The 18,453-nt window shown below is 73.7% G+C and carries 13 protein-coding genes; 7 read left to right on the top strand and 6 right to left on the bottom strand.

The features are described 5' to 3' along the window. Positions 1-71 precede the first annotated feature (71 nt). Positions 72-1,721, top strand: coding sequence for an iron ABC transporter permease (locus RQM47_RS00995; RefSeq protein ID WP_311664278.1), 1,650 nt, complete (start codon positions 72-74; stop codon positions 1,719-1,721). 520 nt (positions 1,722-2,241) lie between these two features. Beyond that, positions 2,242-3,408 (top strand): saccharopine dehydrogenase C-terminal domain-containing protein, encoded by a 1,167-nt coding sequence (locus tag RQM47_RS00990; RefSeq protein WP_311664280.1) that lies wholly within the window; start codon positions 2,242-2,244, stop codon positions 3,406-3,408. Positions 3,409-3,442: 34 nt separating this feature from the next. On the opposite strand, the gene RQM47_RS00985 is transcribed toward RQM47_RS00990, so the two are convergent. The 4 genes from RQM47_RS00985 to folP form a co-directional block, all read right to left on the bottom strand. Next, positions 3,443-4,399 carry a DUF368 domain-containing protein gene (locus tag RQM47_RS00985; protein ID WP_314007039.1) on the bottom strand — a complete coding sequence of 319 codons (957 nt, stop codon included), beginning with the start codon at positions 4,397-4,399 and terminating at the stop codon, positions 3,443-3,445. Between the two features lie 89 nt (positions 4,400-4,488). Further along, positions 4,489-5,154 carry a protein-L-isoaspartate(D-aspartate) O-methyltransferase gene (locus RQM47_RS00980; RefSeq protein WP_311664284.1) on the bottom strand — a complete coding sequence of 222 codons (666 nt, stop codon included), beginning with the start codon at positions 5,152-5,154 and terminating at the stop codon, positions 4,489-4,491. After that, positions 5,154-5,996, bottom strand: coding sequence for a diadenylate cyclase CdaA (gene cdaA / locus RQM47_RS00975; protein WP_311664286.1), 843 nt, complete (start codon positions 5,994-5,996; stop codon positions 5,154-5,156). The genes RQM47_RS00980 and cdaA overlap by 1 nt, the downstream gene beginning before the upstream one ends. Next, positions 5,993-6,985, bottom strand: a complete 993-nt coding sequence (gene folP, locus RQM47_RS00970; protein ID WP_311664288.1) for a dihydropteroate synthase — start codon at positions 6,983-6,985, stop codon at positions 5,993-5,995. Before folP ends, cdaA begins: the two co-directional genes overlap by 4 nt. 205 nt (positions 6,986-7,190) lie before the next feature. On the opposite strand from folP, the gene RQM47_RS00965 reads away from it, so the two are divergent. The 3 genes from RQM47_RS00965 (at position 7,191) to RQM47_RS00955 (ending at position 11,770) form a co-directional block, all read left to right on the top strand. Continuing rightward, positions 7,191-8,030 carry an RNA polymerase sigma factor RpoD/SigA gene (locus RQM47_RS00965; RefSeq protein ID WP_311664290.1) on the top strand — a complete coding sequence of 280 codons (840 nt, stop codon included), beginning with the start codon at positions 7,191-7,193 and terminating at the stop codon, positions 8,028-8,030. A gap of 158 nt (positions 8,031-8,188) precedes the next feature. After that, complete coding sequence (locus RQM47_RS00960; protein WP_311664292.1) at positions 8,189-10,234, top strand: M13 family metallopeptidase; 2,046 nt, start codon at positions 8,189-8,191, stop codon at positions 10,232-10,234. Between the two features lie 129 nt (positions 10,235-10,363). Beyond that, positions 10,364-11,770 (top strand): IS30 family transposase, encoded by a 1,407-nt coding sequence (locus RQM47_RS00955; RefSeq protein WP_311666072.1) that lies wholly within the window; start codon positions 10,364-10,366, stop codon positions 11,768-11,770. An 81-nt stretch (positions 11,771-11,851) separates the two neighbouring features. Here RQM47_RS00955 and RQM47_RS00950 read toward each other — a convergent pair whose 3' ends face one another. Next, positions 11,852-15,943 (bottom strand): response regulator, encoded by a 4,092-nt coding sequence (locus tag RQM47_RS00950; RefSeq protein WP_314007036.1) that lies wholly within the window; start codon positions 15,941-15,943, stop codon positions 11,852-11,854. 113 nt (positions 15,944-16,056) lie between these two features. Between RQM47_RS00950 and RQM47_RS00945 the strand changes: the two genes are divergently transcribed. Beyond that, positions 16,057-16,590: a DUF2911 domain-containing protein gene (locus tag RQM47_RS00945; protein ID WP_311664960.1), complete on the top strand. Its 534-nt coding sequence runs from the start codon at positions 16,057-16,059 to the stop codon at positions 16,588-16,590. A 221-nt stretch (positions 16,591-16,811) separates the two neighbouring features. Here the strand turns inward: RQM47_RS00945 and RQM47_RS00940 are convergent, their stop codons facing one another. Next, entirely contained in the window at positions 16,812-17,630 is an 819-nt protein-coding gene (locus RQM47_RS00940; RefSeq protein WP_314007033.1) for an aldo/keto reductase, read from the bottom strand. A 162-nt stretch (positions 17,631-17,792) separates the two neighbouring features. Here RQM47_RS00940 and RQM47_RS00935 point away from each other — a divergent pair, with 162 nt between their 5' ends. Beyond that, positions 17,793-18,284 (top strand): ferritin-like domain-containing protein, encoded by a 492-nt coding sequence (locus RQM47_RS00935; protein ID WP_314007031.1) that lies wholly within the window; start codon positions 17,793-17,795, stop codon positions 18,282-18,284. Positions 18,285-18,453 lie beyond the last annotated feature (169 nt).

Genomic DNA, 18,453 nt, shown 5'->3' with positions numbered 1-18,453 from the left:
CGGCGGGCGGGGTGGGCGCCCCCCGCGCCCCGTTCCCCTGTTCCTGCCGGCTCGCAGAGCTGGTCCTGCCCGTGCTGAGCCGCCGCGCCGCCTGGGCGCTCGCTGCCGTCGTCGCCGTGGTGCTCCTAGGCTACGTCGTGTGGCCGAACCTGGCCACGTTCCGGCTCGGCCTGGACGGCGCGCTCCTGGCCGACCTGTTCGGGCGCCCGCGCGCGGCCGGCGCGCGCGGGCTCGTCAACTCGGTCGCCGTGTCGCTGGGGACCGTCGCGGGCGGGGCGGCCGTGGGGACCGCCCTCGCGTGGGCGCTCTGGCGCTACGACCTCCCGCTCCGGCGGACGCTGGGCGCCGTCGCGGCGCTCCCGCTCGCGCTCCCGCCGCTCGTCGGCGTGCTCGCGTTCCTGTTCCTCTACGGCGAGTCGGGGATGCTCCCGCGCGGGCTCCAGGCGGCGTTCGGGCTCGACGCCGTGCCGTTTGCGTTCGGCGGCGTGGGCGCCGTGCTCGCCGTCCACGTCTACGTCTTCTACGTCTACTTCTACCTGTTCGTCGGCGCCGCGCTGGCCGACCTCGACGGGTCGCTGCTGGACGCGAGCGCGGACCTGGGCGCCGGGCCGTGGACGACGTTCCGCCGCGTCGTGCTCCCGCTGCTCCGCCCCGCCCTCGTGGGCGCGGCGCTCCTCGTGTTCATGCTGTCGATGGCGTCCTTTACCGCCCCGCTCCTGTTCGCCGAGGGCGAGCCGTTCCTGACGACCCAGATCTACCAGTACAAGACGAACGGGGCGCTCGACCGGGCGGCCGCCGTGTCCGTCGTGCTGACGGCCATCTGCCTCCTGTTCCTCGTCGGCGCCGAGCGCGGGGGGAAGGCCGTGGGCGGGGCGGCCAAGGGCGTCGGGCGCCGCCCCGCCCCGCTCCGCAGCCCGTGGGCGCGGGCGCTCGCGGGCGCCCTCGTCGGGCTCTTCCTGGTCGTCGTGCTCCTGCCCGTCGCGACGGTCGTCCTGCTCTCGTTCGTGGCCGAGGGGACGTGGACGACGCAGGTGCTCCCGGACACGTTCACGCTCGCCAACTACGCCGCGCTCGCGACCGAGGCGGACGTGTTCGCGCCGATCGTGAACTCGCTCTGGATGGCCGGCCTGGCGACGGCCGCCAACGTCGTGTTCGGCGTGGCGACGGCGCTCGTGGTCGTCAAGGGCCGCGTGCCGGGGCGGGGCGTGCTCCGCGCGCTCTCGCTCCTCCCGTTCGCCATCCCCGGCACCGTCATCGCGCTCGGCCTCGTCGTCGCCTTCGACGAGCCGACGGCGCTCGCGGGCGGGGCGGTCCTCGTGGGGACGGTCTGGCTGCTCCCGCTGGCCTATTTCGTCCGCCACATCCCGCTCGTGGTCCGCTCGGCGCAGGCGGCGCTCGAAGGGTTCGACGACCGGCTGGGCGAGGCGTCGGCCGACCTCGGCGCCGGCCCCTGGACGACGTTCCGCCGCGTGGTCCTCCCGGCGATCGGGCCGGGTGTGATCGCGGGCGCCCTCCTCACGTTCGTGACCGCGCTGGGCGAGTTCGTGGCCTCGATCATGCTCTACGTCTACGCCAACCGCCCCATCGCCGTCGAGGTGTTCTCGCAGCTCCGGGTCTACGAGTTCGGTCAGGCGGCGGCCTACAGCGTGCTCCTCATGGTGCTCGTGGGCGCGGCCGTCGTCCTCAGCCGCGCGCTGGGCGGGGCGGGCCGCGTGGGGTGAGGAAAGTGGAAAGTGGAAAGTGGAAAGTGGAAAGTGAAAAGTGGAAAGTGGAAAGTGGAAAGTGGGCGGGGTGGCGCTGAATTTGTTCCGCCCCGCCCGCTCCGGCCCGAGCGGGGCGGTGGAAGTGGACACCAACGCCGGCCAGGAGCGGCGGCAGTTCCCCTCCTGGACACCGCGCAGCGTCGGCGCAGCCAGGAGGGGCTAGGGGTGGTTGTCGCTACGGGCGGGGCGGTCCAGCATGGCGCCGCCCCGCCCGCTGCCGCCCCGCCCAACAACGGGCACCCGTAGGGACACGACTTGTCGTGTCCGGGGCAAGCGGAACGGCCCGGTCAGGCCCCGCCCCGCCCGCGGCGTGCCGCCGGGCCAATGCGGACACCACGCGTGGTGCCCCTACGAATCCGCCCCGCCCTCACGCGGTGCGGGCGGGGTGGCGTCCTGCCGCTGCCCGCAAGATCCACACGGCGCCCGCGCACGAGCCGGCCCGCCCCGCCCGTACCTTCCCGAACCGCTCACGACCGTCATGAAGATCACCGTTCTGGGGGCCGGGGCCATCGGGTCGGCCGTGGCCTACGACCTCGCCCGCACCGACGCCGTCACGCGCGTCCAGGTCTGCGAGGCCCGCCCCATCACGCTCCGCGCGTTCCGCACCGAGCGCGCCCACCCCAAGGTGCGGACCTACGAGGCCGACGCCCGCGACACGCAGACGCTCGAGCCCATCCTGGCCGGGAGCGCCGTCGTCGTCTCGTGCGTCGGGCCGGAGCACAGCGCGCGCCTGGCGCGGCTGTCGCTCGCGCTCGGCGCCCACTTCGTCGACCTCGCCGATCCCGACGCCCTCTGCGACGCCGAGGCCGCACTCGCCGCCGAGGCCGAGCAGCGCCAGCGGTGGGTGGTCATGGGGTGCGGGCTGGCGCCCGGGCTCGTCGGCGTCCTCGTCATGTGTGGGATCGAGGCGCTCGCCGAGGCGACGGCCGCACGCATCCGCGTCGGCGGCGTGCCCGAGGAGCGGGGCGAGCCCTACGGGCACCGCCTGGCGCACTCGGCCGAGAAGCTCCTCGACGACTACACGGCCCCCGCCCCGGTCCTCCGCGACGGGGCGCTCGAGACGCGCCCGCCGCTGACCGGCGTCGAGGCCGTCGAGGTCCGCGGGTTCGGGACGATGGAGGCGTTCTACACGAGCGCCGGCCTGCGCTCGCTGGCGACGGCGCTCGAAGGCCGGCTCGACCGGCTCGACGCCAAGATGCTCCGCTACCCGGGCCACGCCGACCGCATGCGGTTCTTGCTCGACCTCGGCCTCGCCGACAAGACGTCGCTCGACGTCCGCACGCACCTGACCTACCGCGACGTGCTGGTCCGCCGGCTCCGGCAGCGGCTGGGCGGCCCCTACCGCGACGCCGTCCTCCTCCGCGTCGAAGTCGACGGCCGCCGTGCGGACGGCGAGGCCGGAACGCTGGCGTACTCGCTCGTCGCCCGCCCCGGCGAGGAGGCTGGGCTCTCGGCCATGCAGCGGTGCACCGGCTTCCCCGCGTCCGTCGCCGCGCTCCTGCTGGCCCAGCGCGGGGTGCCGGGGGGCGGGGCGGGGGCCGCCGAGCAGGTGCTCCCGCCCGAGCCCTTCGTCGAGGGGCTGGTCCAGCGCGGGCTCCAGATCGAGGAGCAGTGGGCGCCCCGCGCGGTGGCGGAGCCGGCCTAGCCGCCCCGCCTGTCGTCCCCGCCCCGCCCGGCGCCTACGCTGCCGGCATCTCGTCGTGCTCGCGCGCGAGCGCCGCGTCCGCGCCGTCCAGGCGCCGCCGCCCCGCCCACGCGAGCGCCGAGACCAGGGCGAACCCGAGCGCGGCCAGGCCCAGCGCGAGCGGCCACGCCTCGCCGGGCGCGAGGAGCACCGACGGGTCGGGGACCCGCTCCGCCACGCCGTCCGACCCCACATGCTCGACGTACCCGACCCACGGCCAGAGCGCGCGGAGCGAGCCGGCGAGGAGCCCGACGAGGACGGCCATCGTGAGGTCGTGGTGGCGGTCGAGGAGCCAGCTCAGCCCCTTCGCCGCGAGCCCCAGCCCGACGCCGGCCCCGAGCGCGAACGTGGCGATGTAGCCCACGTCGAGCGACCGGAGCGCTTCCAGCGTCGGCCGGTAGAGTCCGAACACTTCGAGCAGGAACGCCCCGCTCACGCCCGGCAGGATCATCGCGTTGATGGACACGGCCGCCGTGCCGGCGATGCGGAGCACGCTGGGGTCGGCTGCGTCCCCGCTCCGCGGCAGCCCGATGAGGACGAAGGCGACGACGGCGGCGACCGCGGCAACCGCGAGGTGCCACGCGTGCTGCTCCTTCCGCTCGCGCCACGGGACGATGAGGGACGCGGCGACGAGCCCGAAAAAGAGCGCCCGACACTCGACCGGGTAGCGCACGAGGAGTTCGGGGATAAACAGCGAGCCGACCCCGATGGCGAGACCGATCCCCATGACGACCGGCAGCAACAGACCCCAGTCGAGCGCGCGGAACGCCTGCAGCGCCTCCCCGCCCCGCCCGCGCGCGAGCAGGAGGACGGCCGAGAACCCGTCGCCGATGGCCGAGATCAGGTCCTTGTAGATCCCGACGATGAGCGCCATCGTGCCCCCGCTCACGCCGGGGATGATGTCGGCGCTCCCCATGAGGAGGCCCTGCGCGAGGTGCTTGATCAGAGGCATGGGAGGAGGTACAGGGTACTCGGTACGGGGTACGCGGGGGCGGGGCGGCGTACCCGGTACCTCGTACCCGTACCCGCCCGGAGAGCGGCCTACCCCTCCCCGCTCACGAGGGGGACGAACACGACGCCGTCGAACGTCTCGTCGCGCGTCTCGTCCGGGCCGACGCGCGTGATCCGGTGCAGGACCTGGTGGTCGGGCGGCCCGACGGGGATGACGAGGCGGGCGTCGGGGCGGGGCGGGGCGGGGTCGCGGAGCTGGGCGACGAGGTCGGGCGGGACGGCGGGGCCGCCGGCCGTGACCACGATGGCGTCGAACGGGGCGTAGGCCGGCCACCCGCGCGTGCCGTCGCCGGTTCGCGTCCGCACGCGGATGCCGAGGCGGCCGAGCGTCTGGTCGGTCCGCGACAGGATGGGCGCGTGGCGCTCGACCGAGAACACGCGGGCGCCGAGCGCGGCGAGGACGGCGGCCTGGTAGCCGCTGCCCGTGCCCACCTCGAGCACGCGGTCGCCCTCGCGGACCGCCAGGAGCTCGGTCATGCGGGCGACCGTGAACGGCTGCGAGATCGTCTGCCCGAGCCCGATGGGGAGCGCCACATCGTCGTAGGCCTGCGTCAGCAGCGACGAGTCGGGGATGAACAGGTGGCGCGGGACGCTGCCCACGGCGGCGAGCACGCGCTCGTCGGCGATGCCCTTGGCGCGGAGGGCGGCCACGAGGTCGGCGCGGCGGCGGGCGGCGACGCGGTCGGTGAGCGGCATCAGGGGGCGGGCGGGGCGGGCTCGTCGTCGTCGCGGCGGGCCGGCGAGAAGGCGGCGTTGAACCGGGCCTCGACCTCGTCGAGCGAGAGGTCGACGTCGAGCTTCCCGTTCTCGGCGACCGAGATCTTCCCGGTCTCCTCCGACGTCACGACGACGAAGGCGTCGGTCCGCTCCGTGAGCCCGACGGCGGCCCGGTGGCGGAGGCCGAGGTGGGGGTCGAGCGTGCGCGCGTCGGAGACGGGCAGGATGCACCGGGCCGCCTCGATCTTCTGGCCCTGCACGATGACGGCGCCGTCGTGGAGCGGCGAGTTGGGGAAGAAGATGGACGTGAGCAGGTCGCGCTCGACCTCGGCATGGATTTGGGTCCCGCTCTCGACGTAGTTCCGCAGGCCGGACGAGCGCGCGAACGCGATGAGCGAGCCTACGCGGTCCCGGCTCATCTCGCGGAGCGCGCCGACGACCTCGTCGGTGATCTTCTGGCGCGGCGGCTGCGTGACCAGCCGGCGCACGAGCGGGTTGCGCCCGAGCAGGAACAGGGCCTGCCGGATCTCGGGCGCGAACAGGATGAGGACCGCGAGCACGAACACGTCGCCGACGGCCCCGAACAGCGTGTTCAGCGTCGTCAGCCCGATCGCGCGGACGACCTCGCTGAGCGCGTAGATGCCCAGCAGCGCCACGGCCACCTGGACCGCGATCGTGCCGCGGATGAGCCGGTACCCCTGGTACACCAGGACGGCTGTGAGCGCGATGTCGAGGAGGTCGAGCCACCCGACCGGGACGAACCCGATCCGGAACACCTCCAGAAAGAGGAGGGCCGAGGGCGGGGCGGGTACCAGACTCACCGGCCGCCCTCGGCTCCCGCCCCGCCCGCGTCCGCCCCGCCCGCGTCCGCCCCGCCCGCGTCCGCCCCGCCCGCGTCGAGGGCGGCCGTGAGCGTGCAGAGCGTCTCGACCGTCGCGCGGACGTCGTGGACGCGCACGATGGCTGCCCCGCGCACGACGGCCAGCGCCGCCAGCCCGAGCGACCCGTACAGCCGCTCCGAGACCGGGGCGGGGTGGCCGCCCCGCCCGCCCCGCCCGGCGCGGGCCAGAACGGCGCCGACCGTGCTCTTGCGCGAGACGCCGACGAGGACCGGCCGGCCCGCCGCCGCGAGCCGGTCGAGCCCGGCGACCAGCCGGAGGTTGTCGGCGACGGACTTCCCGAACCCGAACCCGGGGTCGACGACCACGTCGCGGACGCCGGCGGCCTCGGCGCGCGCGGCGGCCCGTTCGAGCGCCGCGGCCACGTCGGCGACCACGTCGCCGTAGGCGTCCGCCGGGGCCGCCCCGCCCGTGGCCCCGAGCGCGTGCATGACCACGAGCGGGGCGCCCCACTCGGCCGCGGCCTCGGCCGTATCCGCCCCGCCCGCCACGTCGTTGACGAGGTGGGCGCCGGCCCGGAGCGCCGCGCGCGCGACGGCCCCCTTCGTCGTGTCGACCGAGACGAGGAGGCCGGGCACCTCGCGCGCGATGGCCTCGACGACCGGCACCACGCGCGCCGTCTCCTCGTCGGCCCCGACCGGCGCCGCGCCCGGCCGCGTCGACTCGCCGCCGACGTCGACGACCGCGGCGCCCTCGTCGGCCATCTGCGCCGCACGGTCGACGGCGGCGCGGACCGTGGCGTAGCGGCCGCCGTCGGAGAACGAGTCGGGCGTCACGTTGAGGACGCCCATCACGAGCCCGGCGCCCGGCCGCGCGTCGAGCGTCCGGCCGCGGCAGTCGAGCGCTCCGCGGGCGCCGTCGCGGGGCGCGGGCCGCGGGGGCGGGGCGGGGGCAGAGCGGGCGGCGGGCATGGGCGGGGCGGGGGCCGGAAAGCTACCACCGGCGCCTCGGGCGGGGCGGGGCGGCGGACCTTCCGTCTTCATTGTTCGTACACATGAGTGGCCCCGGTGGTAGACTCCCCCTCGCCCGGCACTGCTCCCAGCGCGGTCCCCCGACCGCTGCGCCACCGCCCGACCCGCCGCCTCCCCGCCCGACCCGCCGCCTCCCCGCCCCGCCATGTACGTCCCCCGCAGCCAGCAGATGCTGGACCAGTACCTCCAGGAGATCGGGACCATCGACCTCCTGACGGCCGACGACGAGGTGCGCCTGGCCCAGCGGATCAAAGAGGGCGACGAGGAGGCGCTGCACCAGATGGTTCGGGCCAACCTCCGGTTCGTGGTCTCGGTCGCCAAAAAGTACCAGGGCCAGGGGCTCTCGCTCTCGGACCTTATCAACGAGGGGAACTACGGGCTCATCAAGGCGGCCACGCGGTTCGACGAGACGCGCGGGTTCAAGTTTATCTCGTACGCCGTCTGGTGGATCCGGCAGGCCATCCTCCAGGCGCTCGCCGAGCAGGCCCGGGTGGTCCGGCTCCCGCTCAACCGGATCGGGACGATCTCGAAGATCCGCAAGGCGTCGGCGCGGCTGACGCAGACGTTCAACCGGGCGCCCAACGTCGAGGAGCTGGCCGCCGAGCTCGACCTCAAGCCCCAGAAGGTCCGCGACGCGCTCCGCCACCAGGTCCGCCACCTCTCGATGGACGCCCCGCTCGGCGACGACGACGACAACAACCTGCTCGACGTGCTGGCGGACCTCGAGGACCGCCCGCCCGACGAGCACCTGCTCGACGAGAGCGTCCGGGCCGACGTCGAGCGGGCGCTCGCGACGCTGCCCCCGCGCGAGGCCGAGATCACGCGGCTCTACTTCGGGGTCGGCCGCGAGAGCCCGATGACGCTCGAAGAGATCGGGAACGAGTTCGATCTGACCCGCGAGCGCGTGCGCCAGATCAAGGAGAAGGCGCTCCGCAAGCTCCGCCAAAAGTCCCGCCGCGATGACCTCGCCGACCACGCCGGGTAGGCCGCCCCGCCCCGCCCACGGGGGCGGCCAACGGGGGCGGCCAACGGGGGCGGCCAACGGGGCGGGGCGGGAGCCGCGCTGCGCGCCGTGGGCGGGGTGGGGCAACGATTTGGGGCGGGGCGGCGTTATAGGGAGGCACCTCCTGCACCACCCCGCCTATGCGCACCCTCGCCCTTTCCGTTCTAGCCGCGTCGGCCCTCGTCGCGCTCGCCGCCCCGCCCGCCGCCGCGCAAGACGCGCTCGGCCTCGACACCGAGGCGATGGACCCCGAGGTCCGTCCGCAGGACGACCTGTTCCGGGCCGTCAACGGCCGCTGGCTCTCGACGACCGACATCCCCGCCGACAAGAGCCGGTACGGCTCGTTCGACATGCTCCGCGAGGAGGCTGAGGACAACGTGCGCGCCATCATCGAGGACGCCGCCTCGGGCCGCGAGGTGGACCCCGACGCCCGCAAAATCGGCGACTTCTACGCCGCCTACATGGACTCGGCGCGCGTCGAGGCGCTCGGGCTCGCCCCGCTCCAGCCGGACCTCGACCGGATCGAGGCGGTGAACTCGGCCGAGGACCTCGCGCGCTACTTCGCCCAGAACCGGACGGGCTTTGGGCCGTCGCCGGTCGCGGGCTACGTGAGCGTCGACGACCGGGACTCGGACCGCCACGTCTTTTTCCTGACGCAGTCCGGGCTTGGGCTCCCCGACAAGAGCTACTACCTCGAAGACCGCTTCGCCGACGCCCGGGACGCCTACGTCGACTACCTCGCGCGGCTCTACGAGCTGGCGGGGTGGCCGGACGGCGCCGAGGCGGCTCAGACGGTCCTCGACCTGGAGACAGAGTTGGCCGAGCGCCAGTGGACGCGCGTCGAGAACCGGGACCCCGAGGCCCGCTACAACCCGATGTCCGTCGCGGACCTCGGGGCGGCCTACCCGAACGTCCACTTCGACGCCATGCTGGACGAGATGGACGTCGCGGACCAGATCGACTCGCTCGTCGTCCGCCAGCCGTCGTACCTCGCCGGGCTGGACAGCCTGATGGCCGAGGTGCCGCTGGAGGACTGGACGACGTACGCCCGCGCGCGGGCGCTCTCCGAGGCCGCCGGCCTGCTCCCGGCCGCCTACGGCGAGGCGAACTTCAACTTCTACGGCCGCGCGCTGAGCGGGGCGGAGGAGGACCGCCCGCGCTGGAAAAAGGCCGTCGGCGCCACGAGCGGCGCGCTCGGCGAGGCCGTCGGGCGGATCTACGTCGACCGCCACTACCCGCAGGAGGCGGCCGACCGGATGGAGGCGCTCATCCTGAACCTCCAGGAAGCCTTCCGCCAGTCGATCAACCAGAACCCCTGGATGACGGACGCGACGAAGGCCGAGGCGCTCCAGAAGCTCGACAACTACACGTTCAAGATCGGCTACCCCGACGTGTGGGAAGACTACACGGCCCTCGAGGTCTCGCCGACCGACCTCGTGGGCAACGCCCGCGCGGCGGCCGAGTGGGCGTACGAGGACAACCTGGGCAAGCTGGGCGAGCCCGTGGACCGGACCGAGTGGGGCATGACGCCGCAGACGGTCAACGCGTACTACAACCCGGCCTTCAACGAGATCGTTTTCCCGGCCGCCATCCTCCAGCCCCCGTTCTTCAACATCGAGGCCGACGACGCGGTCAACTACGGCGGCATTGGCGCCGTCATCGGCCACGAGTTCTCGCACGGGTTCGACGACCAGGGCAGCCAGTACGACGCCGAGGGCAACCTCCGCAACTGGTGGTCCGACGCCGACCGCGCCGAGTTTGAGGAGCGGGCGGACCAGATCGTGGCGCAGTACGACGCCTACGCCCCGTTCGACGACGCCAACGTGCAGGGCTCGCTCACGCTGGGCGAGAACATCGCCGACCTCGCCGGCCTCACGATGGCCTACCGCGCCTACCAGATCTCGCTCGACGAGGACGGCGACGGGGTCGTATCGCCCAGCGAGGAGGCCCCCGTCATCGACGGCTACACCGGCGACCAGCGGTTCTTCATGGGCTGGGCGCAGGTGTGGCGCATCCTCCACCGCGAGCCGTACCTCCGCCAGCTCCTCCAGGTCGACAGCCACAGCCCGGGCGAGTACCGCGCCAACGGCCCGCTCGGCAACGTGCCCGCGTTCTACGACGCGTTCGACGTCGAGCCCGGCGACGCGCTCTACGTGGCGCCCGAGGACCGGATCGTGCTCTGGTAGCCGCCCTGGCCACCCCGCCCTCGCTCGACCGCCCCGCCCGCGTTTGTGGGCGGGGCGGTGTCGTTTTGGGGTACGAGGTACAGCCCAGATTCAACCGGTCGTCGCAACACCCTTGAGGAGGGATCTGCGATGAGCACTCGGACGCGACACCCTGACAACACCGGACGTCCTCCACTCCATTCACCCGGGCGGCCGCCGGTCGGGCGCCGCTCGCACCGATTACGGTTCTGGATTGCCATCGCGGACGGGCAGTCCAGCGTCGACGCCGCCCGTAGCGTGGGCGTCTCCCCGGCCGTCGGGGTCCGATGGTTCCGACACGCTGGTGGCATGCCCCCGACACACCTCGCACCCTCTGCCCCAGCACTCTCGGGGCGCTACCTCTCGTTCGCCGAGCGAGAGGAGATCGCGCTGCTGCGCGCGCAAGGCCACGGCGTCCGCGAGACCGCGCGCCGGATCGGCCGGGCAGCGTCGACGGTCTCGCGAGAGCTCCGTCGCAACGCAGCCACGCGCAGCCGGTCGCTCGCCTACCGTGCGACCACAGCCCAGTGGCACGCCGACCGATCGGCCGCGCGCCCCAGGCCAACGAAGCTGACCACCAACGCCAGGCTGCGCGCCTACGGGCTGGACCACCTCAGCGGAGCTGTCGCCTCGCCGAGCGGGGCCGAAGTCCCGGGACCGGCGGTGGAGTGGAAGGGACGGCGACACGGACGCCGCAAGCCTCGGCGCTGGGCGCAGTCGTGGAGCCCTGAGCAGATCGCCGCGCGTCTGCGGGTCGACTTCCCCGACGACCCGTCGATGCGCATTAGCCACGAAGCCATTTACCAGGCGCTCTACGCCGATGACAGCCGACCGAGTGGGCTGGCGCGCGAACTGACGGCATGCTTGCGAACCGGGCGGACCCTGCGCGCGCCGCGAGCCCGGACGCGGGGGCGTGGCAAATCGTTTGTCTCACCCGAGTTGCTCGTCCGCAACCGCCCACCGGAAGCGGCCGACCGATCGGTGCCGGGTCACTGGGAGGGCGACCTCATCCTCGGACTCGGTAGCTCAGCCATCGGCACGCTGGTCGAGCGCACGACGCGGTACACGCTCCTGCTCCCGCTTCCTCGAATGGACAACCACGGGTCCGCGCCGCGCCAAAAGAACGGTCCGGCCCTGGCTGGACACGGCGCCGAGGCCGTCCGCAAGGCAGTCGCGCAGGCGATGGATCCACTGCCAGACCGGGTCTGCCGCTCGCTGACGTGGGATCAGGGCGCCGAGATGGCGCAGCACGCCGAGCTTCGGGAGCAGACCGGCTTGCCCGTGTACTTCTGCGATCCTCGCAGTCCGTGGCAGCGTGGGACGAACGAGAACACGAACGGTCTACTGCGTCAGTACTTCCCGAAGGGGACCGACCTGAGCACGCACAGCGCGGCGGAGCTGGCGGCGGTAGCCTTAGCGCTCAACACTCGTCCCCGCAAGACGCTAGGCTGGCGTACACCAGCCGAAGCGATGGACGAGGCCTTACGACCACCACCGACCGTTGCGACGACCGGTTGAATCTGGGCAGGGTACGAGGTACGGGAAACCGTTCTGGGCGAGCCGCCCCGCCCGCGTACCCCGTACCGTGTACCCCGTACCCTACGCGTCCGCCGAGGCGGGGCGGGGCGGGGTGGCGAGCGGGCCGCGGACGAGGAGCGCGCCGTCGCCGGACGACTCGTCGGCCGCCCCGCCCTCCGCGAGCGTCTCGGCCACGCCGGCGAGCGTCTCGGCGAGGGCCTCGCGGCGGACCGGCTTCGAGAGGTAGGCGTCCATGCCGGCGGCGAGCGCCGTCTCGCGGTCGCCGGCGAGCGCGTTGGCCGTCATGGCGACGATGTACGGCTGGCGCTCGGGCGGGAGCCGCTGGCGGATCTCGCACGTGGCCGTGAGCCCATCGACCTCGGGCATCTGGACGTCCATGAGCACCACGTCGTAGTCCACCGCCTCGGCCGCGGCGACGGCCTCGGCGCCGTTCGAGGCGACGTCGGCCGTGTAGCCCAGGCGGTCGAGCAGGCGGAGGGCCACCTTCTGGTTGACCACGTTGTCCTCGGCCAGCAGGATGCGGAGCGGGGCGGCGGGGAGCGGGGGCGGGGCGGCGGCCGCGGGGGGCGGGGCGGGGCGGGCGCGTACCTCGGTCGGCGTGGCCGCCTCGATCGCGCGGGTGATCGCGCGGTGGATCTGGGCCTGCCGCGCCGGCTTCGTGAGCCACACGGCGAACAGGCCGCTGTCGTCGGCCGCGTCGCCCAGCGAGCTGAGCATGACGAGCGGGGGCGGGGCGGCCGGGGCGTAGGCCTCGCGGAGGGCGTGGGCGACCGCGACGCCGTCCATCTCGGGCATGTGCATGTCGAGCACGACGGCGTCGAACGCGCGGCCCTCGGCCCGCGCGCGGTCGACGGCCGCGAGCGCCGCCGCCCCGCCGTCGGCGAGCACGACGGCGGCCCCGGTCCCGGCCAGCTGGAGCTCGGCCATCTGCCGGTTCGTCGCGTTGTCGTCGACGACGAGCACGCGGCGCCCGTCGAGCGCCTCGGTCGCCGCGACCGGGGGCGGGGCGTCCGATGGCCCGACGCGGACGGAGAACGAGAACGTCGAGCCCTCGCCGGGCACGCTCTCGAGGCCCACCGCCCCGCCCATGAGCTCGGCCAGCCGCTTCGAGATGGCCAGGCCCAGCCCGCTCCCCCCGTACTTCCGCGTCGTCGAGCTCTCGGCCTGCGTAAAGGCGCTGAACAGCCGGTCCTGGACCTCGGGCGGGATCCCGATGCCCGTGTCGCGGACGCCCACGCGGAGCTCGATGTCGCCGTCCTCGGCCGCCGCCGCCGTCACGGCCACCGTGATGCTCCCCTCGTGCGTGAACTTGGCGGCGTTCGAGAGGAAGTTGAGGAGGACCTGCCGGAACCGGGTCGCGTCGCCCTCGACCATGTCCGGCACCGACGTGTCGAGCAGGTACGCCAGGTCGACGCCCGACTCGCTCGCGCGCGTGGCGACAAGGTCGAGCGCGTCCTCGACCGCCTCGCGGACCGAGAACGGGTGCCGCTCCAGGACCACCCCGCCCGCCTCGATCTTCGAGAAGTCGAGGACATCGTTGATGATGGCGAGGAGCGCGTCGCCCGAGACGCGAACCGTTTCGAGGTAGTCGCGCTGGACCTCGTCGAGGTCGGTGTCGAGGAGGAGCCCCGTCATCCCAATCACGCCGTTCATGGGCGTGCGGATCTCGTGGCTCATGGTCGCCAGGAACTCGGCCTTCGCGCGGGCGGCGCACAAGGCCTCCTCGCGGGCGCAGTCGAGGTCGTCGTTGGTCGCCTCGAGCACGCGCTTCTGCTCCTCCAGCGCCGCCGTCCGCTCCTCGACGGCCGCCTCGAGCGTGGCCCGCCGGCGCTGGTGGCGCCGCGAGTTGGCGCGGGCGCCGAGCACGAGCCCGCCGAGCACGAGGAGCAGGCCGCCGGCCCGTGCCGCCGGGTGCTGCCACCACGGCGCGAGGACGGCGAACGCGAGCGGGGCGGTCGGCGCGCTCGCCCGCCCGTCCGACGTCACGGCGCGGACCGAGAACGCGTACTCGCCGGGCGGGAGGTTGGCGTAGGTCGCCGCGTGCTCGGCGGTGAGCGGGCTCCAGCCGGCGTCGAACCCGTCCAGCCGGAACTGGTAGCGGACGCCCTCGGGGTCGTCGTACGAGACGGCCCCGAACTGGAGGGTCACGTGGTTCTGGTCGTGCGGGAGCCGGAGCCCGACCGGCAGCCCATCGCCCCCCGCCCCGCCCGCGTAGGGCGCCCAGTCGCCGGCGCCCCGAAACAGGGCGAGGCCGGAGACGAACGCGCGGGGCGGGGTGGTCACGGCGACGTCGGCGGCGGGGTCGTAGCGGACGACGCCATCGATCGTCCCGAACCACACGCGGCCTTCGTCGTCCTCGGAGAACGTGTTGGCGTTGAGCTCGAGCGGCGTGAACCCCTCGGCGGCCCCGTAGAAGCGATAGTCCAGGTCGGCGTCGGCCGTGGGCCGGTCGACGCGGGCGAGCCCCCGGTTGGTGCCCACCCAGAGCCGCCCCGCTCGGTCGACGTGGACGAGGTAGATGGCGGCGCCGGCGAGCCGCCCGCCGAGCCGCTCGCGCTGGACGGTCCCGTCGGGCTGGATGCGGATAAGGTCGCTGGCCACGGTCCCGATCCACACCGTCCCGTCCCGGGCGACCGTCAGCCACTTTGGCCCGTCCGGGACGCCGTCGGCGGCCGTCCAGGTGCGGACCGCCCCGCCCGGTGCGACGGCCACAATTGCACGGTGGGAGCCAATCCAGACGGTCTCGTCGGGACCTTCGGCGAGCGAGAGCACGCGGTTGACCTCGGGGTCGATCCCGTCAAGGTCGAGGATCTCGGCGGTGCCGCCCCGCACAGCGATAACGCCGTACCCATCGGCCGCAGCCCACACCTCCCCATTCTTCCGGTGGAGGACGGAGACCACGTACGCGTCGCTCGGGACGCTCGGGACCCGGGTGACGCGGCCGTCGCGGTAGCGGAGCAGACCCTCGTCCGACCCGAACCATAAGCCGCCCGAGCCGCCCGAGCCGTCGGGGACGATCTGGGAAACGGCTTGGATGGGCGACCCGTCCGATAAGGCCAACTGCTCGATTCCGCTGCGGCCGATCCGGGAGAGCCCGAGGTTGTGACCGACAAGGACTTCGTCTTGGGCGACGCCTATTCCCCAGATCGAGTTGCTCCCCAAGCCGTGGTCGACCGTGTACGTCAGGAAGCGGTCTCGCCCGGCGTGGTGGCCGGCGTAGCGGAACGCTCCGCTTCCGTGCGTGGCGATCCAGAGGCCGCCCTCGTAGTCCGCCTGCATGCGGTAGACGCTGGCGTCGTCCACACCGGCGTCGGGCGTCAGGCAGTCGGGCGGCCGGCCCGGTGGCCCAAGCCGGCACGGTCCGTTCGCGGTCCCCACCCACACGGCGCCGTCGGCGTCGAGGCCGAGGCTTTCCGCCCCGCCCAGGAGCCCCCGGGGTCCGACCGGGTACTGGGCTTCGACGCCGAACGTGGAGTCGAACGCAATCGCTCCCTTGCCTCCAGCGGCCACCCACAGCGACCCGTCCACCTCCAGGACGTCCGAGACCGGCTGATCGAGCGGGGCGGGGCGGTCGAGCACGCCGCGCTGGTAGCGGACGACTCCGGTGTCGGTCGCAAACCAGACGGCGCCGTCGTCGCCCGCCGAGATCGCCGTCGTGCGCCCGAGCGACGAGTCGGGGGCGGGGCGGACCGGCACGAGCGGGCCGCGGCCGTCGCGGCGGTACACGCCGTCTTCGGTCCCGGCCCACACCGCGCCGTCGATGACGCGGACGACGTGGGCGTGAGGGCGTAGGCCGCCGCGGAACGGGACCCGCTCGAATTGGCGTCCGTCGAACCGCGCGACGCCTTCTTCGCCCAGAGCGAGCCAGAGGTCGCCTCGCACGTCGAGGGCGAGCGAGCGGACGTGGTTCGTCGGCAGCCCGTCCGTCACCGTGAACGACTCGAACTGGCGCCCGTCGAACCGGGCGACGCCGCCGTCGGTCGCAAACCACATCCGGCCGTGCTGGTCCTGCGCGAGGTCGTAGACGGTAGCCTGGGGGAGCCCCTCGGCCACGCTGTACGACGTGACGTGCCGGCGCTGCGCGGCAGCCGGGCGGGCGAGCCCGGCGGCGAGCACGGCCAGGACAAGGAGACGGAGGCCGATGTGGGGCATGCCGCGGGGGAGGACTCAGAGCGGTATCGGCCCCCAGGCGAAGGGGTTAAGCGGCCGCTGTGGACCCCGGCGCCGGCGCCGGCGTACCGGGTCGCACACCGCCCCGCCCCCCCATGCGCACGCTTCTCCCCGCCCTCGCCCTCTGTGTGGCGCTCGCTGTCCCCGCCGCCGCTCAGGAGCGGAGCACCGACGAGCCCCGGTCGAGCCCCAACGCCGTCGCCGGCCAGACCGTCGGGACCACCGACGTGGAGGTCACCTACGGCCGCCCGAGCGCCCGCGGCCGCGCGGTCTTCGGCGAGCTCGTCCCCTACGGCGAGGTCTGGCGGACCGGCGCGAACGAGGCCGCGACGTTCACGGCCTCCGACGACGTGATGGTCGAGGGCGAGCGGCTCCCGGCCGGCACCTACGCCCTGTTCACGGTCCCCGGCGAGGACGCCTGGACGATCATCTTCAACCGGACGCCCGCGCAGTGGGGCGCCTTCGACTACGACGAGGCCGAGGACGCGCTCCGCGTCCAGGTCGAGTCCGCCGAGGCCCCGATGCAGGAGCAGTTCGAGGTCCGCTTCGACGACACGACCGAGGACGCGACGACGATGCTCCTCCACTGGGACACCGTCGGCGTCCCGGTCCGCATCGCCGCCGAGTAGCGCCCGCCCCGCCCCAGCGCCTTCCGGCGCGTTCCGCCCCGCCCTCGCACGCGACGAGGGCGGGGCGGTCTGCGTTGCGGCGGACGCGCGGGCGGGGCGGCCTCGTCCACCCCGCCCTGCCCTTCTCTGGGAATGGAGGCGTTGGGTCCTGAGCGCGCGCGGCGCAACAGGTCCGCAACGGGGACCCGCCCACCGATCTACTGCCTCACTAGGCTACCGGCCTAGGCGTCCCAGTCGGGCGCGAAGTCGGGGTTCGCCAGGCGGTGGTCCTTGGGGAGCGCGGCGATCCGCGCCCGGTCGTCGTCGGTGAGCGAGACGTCGAGGGCGCCCAGGTTGCCCTCGCGGTGCGACGCCGACGACGCCTTGGGGATCGCGACCACGCGATCCTGATCCAGGAGCCACGCGAGTGCGACTTGCGCCGCCGTCGCCCCGTGCGCCTCGCCGATCTCGCGGAGCGTCTCGTCGCCGACCGCCTCGCCCTGCGCCAGCGGGCTGTACGCTGTGAGCACCATGCCCCGGTCGCGGACCACGTCGAGCAGCGCGCTCTGGTCCAGGAACGGGTGGTACTCGACCTGGTTCGTCGCGAGCTCCGGCACGACGTCCAGCGCGCGACGGAGGAGGCCGGCCGGGTAGTTCGAGACGCCGACGAGCCGCGCCTTCCCCGCCTCGCGCACGGCGTCGAGGTCGCGGAGCATCTGGTCAAGTGGGACCTCGTCGTTGGGCCAGTGGAGCAGGAGGAGGTCGACGTGGTCGGTCCCCAGCTTCTCCAGGCTCTCGTCGACCGACGGCCCGAGCCGCCCCGCCCCCATCTGGTCGGTCCACACCTTGGTGGTCAGGAACACGTCGTCGCGGGGGACCGACGAGGCGGCGAGCGCCGCGCCGACCTCGGCCTCGTTGCCGTAGATCTGGGCCGTGTCGATGTGGCGGTAGCCCAGCGCGAGCGCGTGCTCGACGGCCTCGCGGGCCGCGTCGCCGGTGATCTGCCAGGTGCCGAACCCGAGGGCGGGGATGGACACGCCGTGGACGTCGTAGTGGGTCATAAGGGGGCGGGGTGGGAGAGGGACCAGAGCACGCGGCCGCCCCGCCCGCGGTTCGCGGCGGGCGCCCCGGGGGCGGGGTGGGGCGCCTCCCGACGCCGGCGGAGACGGAACGGCGCGGGTCGGCGCCGGTATCCCCAAACCCCTCTCCAACCCCAACCTATCATGGCACAGATCACCGACCTCCGCGGCCTCCTCCTCCACGGCCTCAAGGACATGTACTACGCCGAGAAGCAGTCGGAAAAGGCGCTCTCGGACATGGCCGGCAAGGCCTCCAACGACGACCTCAAAAAGCAGCTCAAGGAGCACGGATCGCACTCGGACGAGCACCTCAAGCGGCTCGAGAAGGTGTTCGACATGCTCGGCGAAAAGGCCGAGGGCGTCACCTGCGAGGCCATGGACGGCATCCTCAAGGAGGCCCGCCACCTCATGGACGAGGTGAGCGACGACGCCACGCGCGACGCGGCCATCGTGTTCTCGGCCCAGGCCATCGACCACTACGAGATCACGCGCTACGGGAGCCTCGCGACCTTCGCCGAGCGCCTCGGCCACCAGGAGGCGTCCGACCTGCTCGGCGACTCGCTCGGGGAGGAAGAGGAGGCGGACGAGCGGCTGTCGCAGCTGGCCGAGAGCGTTCTCAACCAGAAGGCGGCGTAGAGCGCCCTCCGGGCGGGTACAAGGTGCGGGGTACTGGGTACGCCGCTGTCCCCGCCCCGCCCCCAGCCTGCGCCCCGCGTCCTCGCGACGTGGGGCGCGCTGCGTTTGGGGAGCCGCCCCGCCCTCGGCGCCGGGCGAGGCGGTCTCTGCTGTTCGCCCTGAAGGCTAT

Source organism: Rubrivirga sp. S365, from assembly GCF_032248475.1.
In the GTDB taxonomy this organism is placed as follows: Bacteria; Bacteroidota; Rhodothermia; order Rhodothermales; family Rubricoccaceae; genus Rubrivirga; species Rubrivirga litoralis.
Note: the sequence above shows the minus strand (reverse complement) of the source record. Positions and strands in the feature narration are given on the sequence as shown.